Source organism: Microcoleus sp. B4-C2 (genome assembly GCF_036705265.1).
GTDB lineage: Bacteria > Cyanobacteriota > Cyanobacteriia > Cyanobacteriales > Microcoleaceae > Microcoleus.
This window is the reverse complement of sequence record NZ_JAUBUB010000009.1, coordinates 105820-112230: the sequence shown is the minus strand read 5'-3', so window position 1 is coordinate 112230 and position 6411 is coordinate 105820. Positions and strand designations below refer to the sequence as shown.

The 6411-nt window shown below is 46.0% G+C and carries 5 protein-coding genes; all 5 read right to left on the bottom strand.

The features are described 5' to 3' along the window. Positions 1–235 precede the first annotated feature (235 nt). Positions 236–802, bottom strand: coding sequence for a hypothetical protein (locus QUB20_RS05805; protein WP_333239372.1), 567 nt, complete (start codon positions 800–802; stop codon positions 236–238). Between the two features lie 229 nt (positions 803–1031). Then, on the bottom strand, positions 1032–2597 hold the full coding sequence (locus QUB20_RS05800; RefSeq protein WP_333239374.1) for a hypothetical protein: 1566 nt from the start codon (positions 2595–2597) through the stop codon (positions 1032–1034). 234 nt (positions 2598–2831) lie between these two features. Then, positions 2832–4208, bottom strand: a complete 1377-nt coding sequence (locus QUB20_RS05795; protein WP_333245007.1) for an oligosaccharide flippase family protein — start codon at positions 4206–4208, stop codon at positions 2832–2834. 182 nt (positions 4209–4390) lie between these two features. Beyond that, positions 4391–5179, bottom strand: coding sequence for a TIGR03943 family putative permease subunit (locus QUB20_RS05790; RefSeq protein WP_333245010.1), 789 nt, complete (start codon positions 5177–5179; stop codon positions 4391–4393). 145 nt (positions 5180–5324) lie between these two features. Beyond that, positions 5325–6404: a permease gene (locus QUB20_RS05785; RefSeq protein WP_333056769.1), complete on the bottom strand. Its 1080-nt coding sequence runs from the start codon at positions 6402–6404 to the stop codon at positions 5325–5327. Between the last annotated feature and the right edge of the window lie 7 nt (positions 6405–6411).

Genomic DNA, 6411 nt, shown 5'->3' with positions numbered 1-6411 from the left:
AAGGACGGGCGGGACGCCCATCCCACTTTCAAGAGTGGAAGTTATTTAATTCTCATTCCCTAGGAGAGAAGGAAGAAGCAATGTTCCGCAAGGGTTTGTGGAATTAAGAACATCCTAACCGTCGGCCCCAGTTCCTATTCCACTCAAAAGAAATGCAACTTTAGGCAACTTCCGAACCTCGACAGTCATCAGTTTTTTGCAATCTGCAATCTCCAATCAGCAATCTCCAATTCTCTTAGGGTTCCACCTCCGGCCAGAGGCGTTCTAGCTGATACCGCCAAGCGGCAAGAGTGTTTTCGCGAGACTCTCGGCCTAGTTCCATTTCACCCATCAATCCCTCTGCGTAAAAACGGTCTAAAGTCTGAAGGGTAGTTTCCACAGACTGTCCCTGCATCTTCGCAGCTTTGATGATTTGACGGATGCGGCTTTCTATCAAACCGTCGAAAAAGTCAGATAAACCTCTCTCTTGCAAAGCCAGCAGTCTGGCGACGGCGGCCGAGAAATCGGCGGCCGCGAGTGTGGCCGGGCTGTGCTGAAATACTCCCCACAAAACGTTTTGATGTAAGGCGTAGCGAGTTTCCAGGGTGGTGTCAAAGTTAGCTTCTAGCAGTTTATCAAGAAATGGTTGAGCTTCCTGGGCATCGGCGATCGGCAGCAAAATCCGCAGCCAACTCCCGTCTTCTGAAAGGAGGACTAACAGGCGAAAATTGGGGGTTTCTACTTGCCAAGAAGTGGCAGCAGGCATCTCAACACTCTCACCAAATAAGTCTTTAAGGGTATTGCTAATTTCTTCGGGAGTCATAATGATTTTAGATTTTAGATTTTAGATTTTAGGTGTCAAAATTTGTCGTATTTACCAGTATCGCATAGTATCAACTCCATCTCTAATCTCTAATCTCAAATGGATTTAGTAAAAGTAGGATGTATACCGAGCACATTTCAACGCTTGGTGTTTAGGCGTGCACCTTACCCTATCGATATTTACCAATATCGGTCAATCTAAAATCTAAAATCTAAAATCTAAAATTGGTTTATGGTAGCCAGCGGGGGTGATAGCCGGCAAAGGGAAGTTCTTCTGGCTGTACTTTGGCGGGAGAACCGTCTGCAGGTCTTTCTACTAAGGGTAGCAGCCAGAGGCGGCTGGTGGCGATCGACTGTCCACTATCGTTGCGGGGACTGTCGGCTGCTGAGGGAGTTGCTGCTGTGACTGATTGGTCGAAAATTAATGCCAGTCCGTCGGGAGATAAACTGATTTGGGTATCTAATTGGTTGGGCAAAATCAGCAGCGGTTTGATGGTTCCTACCAAACGAGTACCCTCTTTTTTGAGGTCGATGGTGGCGATGAAAGGCTGTTCTTTGTAGCTTTCTGTTTTGAGGCGTTGGGCTAACAAACAGTAGAGACGCTGAACTTGGTTGTCTTCGTTTTTGCGGGGGTCGAAATAAACAGCCATAATGCTGCCGGGAATACGCAATATTTCTTGTTCTACACCTTGGTTATCTAAGATGAAAAGCGATCGAGTAAAATCGCTGTTGTATTTAACATAGGCGGCGGCGGAGTTGTCGCGGGCCATGCCCAATACTTGTTCGTATTTTGGCAAAAATTCGACTGGATCTGCTTCGGGTTTGAGGGGGACGATCGCTAATCCTTGTTTTTGAGATATTACCATCGATATGCTATCGGGGCGAATCATAAAATCTCCGCCTTGTTCATTTTCCAATGGTCTGGGCGGCACTTTTTCTTCCACAATCCAAGGACTGAAATCGCCGGGATTGCGGCGGTTGACGCGCTGGACAACTATGATTTTTCCGTCGGCTGAGAGGTCGAATTTGAGGTTTTGGTAATCTTTGGAGTCTAAGATTTTGTCGATTCTACCGGCTGGGTATTTTGGTTGATTTCCTGAGCCTGATTGGGGGTTGAGGCCGGTGGTGACTGTGAAGAGTTCTTGATTGAGGGTGCCGCGAGTACGGGCGATCGATCGATCTGTGGCGGAGAATAAAATGCGATCGCTGTCGGGATATGGTTTAAAATCGGTGACAACTAAATCTTTGGGAGTCAGCGGTATTGGTTTCGAGTCGCTGCTGGTGAGATTGACTAGCATTAATCTGCTTTCTGTTTCGCCTTGGACACCGATGTAAGCAAAAGCTCGATCGCGACTGCGAAAGGAACTGCTAAACGGTTGCATTAGCGTTCCTTTATTTTGGTTTTTTTCTCCGAAATACTTGTCGGTTGCTCCGGCGAGTTTTAATGTGTAGGTAACGCCATAGGGTGCTGGATCTTTGAGGGTGTAAGCCATGCGCCTTCCAGCCCAACTAAATTTACCGGGGAGGGGGGGTTCTAGCTTTAAGTTTTCCTCGACGGTGGGCTGGTTCATCGGCCGAAAGAATGTGAGGATAAAGCCGGTATCTTCGGCGCCGATTTGTTTGTTTTCCCAGGTAAATTCTCGCACTCTGGGTGCTGTGCGATCGCCGCTCAGCAGCAGCAGCCCGATTAAGAAGCTCAGCACTAGCATGAGGACGATCGCCGTGCGGTCGATCGGCTGTTTGAATGGCCCAATAGCGAAGGGTGAAGGATTAATTTTTTTCTTAAAAATACTCACCAATCTTTCTCTCCTACTTTCTGCTGAAAATTAACTACCAAATTTTCCCTATTAAATTTTACACTTATGGGCCCATTCCTAACACTCACCCAGCCATTTTTTTACCACAGTAAATGGCTGCAACGAGTTATTTCCCGTAACAAACCTAGTTTTTGAAACTTGTGGTGCCTCCAGGACTGAATGAAACTTAAGATATTAATTAGGTGGGACACGCTGCAGTTTCAACAGGTTTGTTTACTGAAACAGTTGATTGATGGGGATTAAATCCATCGGTGATATTTTATCGATCGGCAGACCCAAACCAAAAGCGACTCTACACCAAAGTAGACTTGCCAGCACCCCTACAAACAGTGCTGTTAATTGAATATCCTGCCAAAAACAAGTTAGTCCTTCTTTCCACAAACCGTAGTTAGTTACTGCGTAGGTAGGAAGGTCGCCGAGAGCTACAGCAATCACGGCACCTAAATTACCTTTTAAGTGATATCCCAGCGGTATACTTATACATAGATTCACAAAAGTCAGCAGATTTCCCATAGCTTGGTACTGAGACTTTCCTACGGCTAACAGACAAGAACCCATCAGATTGTAGAGGGTGGTGTGCCAGATACCTAAAGCCAAGATAGGCATCATCCAAGATGCCGCCTCATACTCTTTCCGATACAGTGTTAAAATTAACTGATCTCCGAAGCTCACAAAAATTGCTAAACCTACGGCTAATGGTATTAGAATTAACTTGCGGTTCTTAAGTATCTTTGCGCGCAACTCCTCCCGTGGCAACTCTGCCAGCATAGAAATCGAGGGAAAAATCACCCTGCCGCTAATGGCGATGATGACTTGGCGCGGCATATCGCCGAGAGTAAAAGCGATGCCGTAAATGCCCAACGTTGTTAAAGTAAATATTTTCCCCAGGATGAGTCTATCGGCTTGAGAACACAAGAAATACAAAGCCGTAGACAGAAATATCCATTTCCCATAAGAAAATATTTCTTTAACTGCTTCTTTATCCCAAGCAAAGCGGTTTGACTTGCCGGGAATCAAAAAATGGCTCCATACTAACTCTATTAAAGCTCCACTCAAGCCGCCTGCAACGATCGCCCAGATGCTGCGATCGAACCAGGCCCAGACAATCATTACTGTAGTAGAAAAAATCTGTTGGCCTAACTCAAAAATTACTACTTTCTTCACTGCCATTTTGCGTTCTAGGCTGGATGTGGCAGTGGATTTAAAGCCTCCTATTAAGGAATTTATACCTATTACTGGAATCAACCACTCCAGACGGGCATCTCCATAAAAACTCGCAACAGGCTGGGTAATTATAATCAAACAAATCCAAACGAAAAAGCTGCGAATGACTTGCAGTGTCCAAGCGGTGTTGAGAAATTGAGGATCTTCCCCGCGCTTATTCTGGATGATGCTTGGGCCTAGACCTATGTCTGAAAATAAGTTGATCCCTATGATGAAAACGTAGGTTAGACCTACCAGACCAAATAGTTCGGGCAAAAGGAGACGCGTCAGGATTAAGTTGCTGCCAAATCGGATAATTTGACTGATTCCATAGCTGGCGATCGTCCAGGCCGCACCTTTGATAGCTAATTTTTTTTCTGCTGACATATACTCAGAATTTATTTACTAATGACGAGTGTAGTTGCTGAATTTACTTTTGGCAACTACTACAGGATGCTTTTGCAAGTTTGATCGCTGACTGTACAGTATCTTAATTTGTATACGCAGGACGGTTCTGGACTGTCGATCTCGCAATCAAGGTAAAATTTAATCTGATACTTATTCCACATCTAATAATCATAAGGGTTTTTTGGTTCAGGAATTGGTTTGAGGGAGGATGCTTGAATGGTTAATTTGCGCTTGCCTTGCAGTTCTTCTACGATCGTTTCTCCTTCTATTTCTAGCCAACTGTCTGGGGCAAAGGCGGCGCGGCTTTGACCGATCGGTAATTTTACAGGCAACCCGATCGGATAGGCGTCTGCCGCGCAGCAGGTAATGATAAAACGCCCGATCCACATATATTGTTCGGCTATGTTGGGGGGGTGAATTACAAATCCTTGAACTTTGACTTTTTGACCTCTGTATGTATCCGGTTCGGGGTTGAAATTTAACAGCCGCACCCATTCGACGAGCGATCGATTTTCTGGTTTGGTAGTATTGCGAAATTCTTGGGGTTGCAGTCTGGTGATGGGCAGGGCTTCGGTGAGGCCCCGTTCTAAAGCTGTCTGGCTGGTAAATGTGCGTGGCGTTATTAGTAAACCTATTAATGCGACGCTCAACATTAAGGTGCTGCCGATACTGGGGGGAAACAAAGTAACGTGTTCAACTTCTGTGATTCTGAGAGAGTTATTTGCTGTTGATGTCCGCGATTGCTTTGTGGTGCGATCGAGTTTTAAGAGTTCCCAAGTTTTTAAACCGCCAATAACTATTAAGCCGATTCCTCCTGCTAGAGTCAAGCCAAAGTAATTGGGGTGAATGAGAATGCTTAATTTGCCCGTGATCCAATATTTGAGGAGCAATATTCCCCAGGCTAAGATAGCTAGGGCATCCAGCCAGGGGCTAATTTTTTTTAAATTCATTTTTTAAGAGTGACTGGGAAGGAAGAGGGTAGAAGGAAAAGAAAAAAAACTATCCGTATATCGGTGACTTCTGTGTCGGGGAGCAAGGTAATTGAAAATAGCCCAGCGAAAATCATCGTATGAGTTGTCTGTTTGAGCTAGTTTATTAACCTAAATGCAAGTTAATAGAAAGGGTCATTAAAAAGGTTAACTGAGCTGCTAATACAATTAAGTAAACTACGGCTCTACCTTTGAAAATTGACAGCATTAAACCGATACCTTTGAGGTCAATCATCGGGCCGAAAACGAGAAAGGCTAACAGCGAACCGCTGGTAAATGTGGAAGCAAAAGACAGGGCAAAAAAGGCATCTACTGTAGAACAAATCGATACGACTGCCGCTAATAGCAGCATGGCTAGAATCGAGGAAACGGGGCCTTGGCCGAGGTTGAGAATTAGTTCGCGGGGGGCGCCAACTTGAATGATGGCTGCGATCGCACTTCCGATTACCAACACTCCTCCTAATTCGCGCAACTCCTGTACCATAGTATCTAAAAGCAGGCGCAGACGCTCTTTAGAAACGGGGTGGAACATTGAGGAAAGTTTCGAGGTTTTTTCTGTTTTGCCTGTTTGTAATGGCTTCCAGTTGTCTTGTAGCAAAGATTCGATCGGCACCACCCCCCCCGGCTGACCGAGCATAAATGTTCCCGACTGCAACAGCAGCGGAGTGTTAGCTTGGACGAGTTCTTTTTCGGAAAACTCTGGTTTTGGCAGAGGAATCGCACGGGCTACAGAGGGTTGCAGCAGAGGCCGCAAGTCTTTTTGGGCGCTGAACACCCAGCCGATAATTGTGGCTATAGACAGAGAAAATACCACCCGAAAAACTACAATTTCTGGCTGATCCCGAAATGCCGTCCAAGTAGCCCAAATTACCACGGGGTTGATGGTGGGGGCCGCCAGCAAAAAGCCGATCGCGGCTGGTGCGGGTACTCCCTGCATCAGTAACCTGCGGGCTACGGGCACGTTACCGCACTCGCACACGGGAAACAAAAAGCCGATCGAACTGCCCATCAAAGCCGCCAGCAGCGGGTTTCGCGGGATGCGCGATACGAGTTTGCGTTCGTCTACAAACCCCAGCAGCAAACCTGAAAATAAAACTCCGAGCAGCAGAAAAGGTATTGCTTCTACTAACAAGCTGAGAAACAGGGTGAAAGCATTATTTAACTGATTTGTCAGGGCGGGTTGCATCGATCAC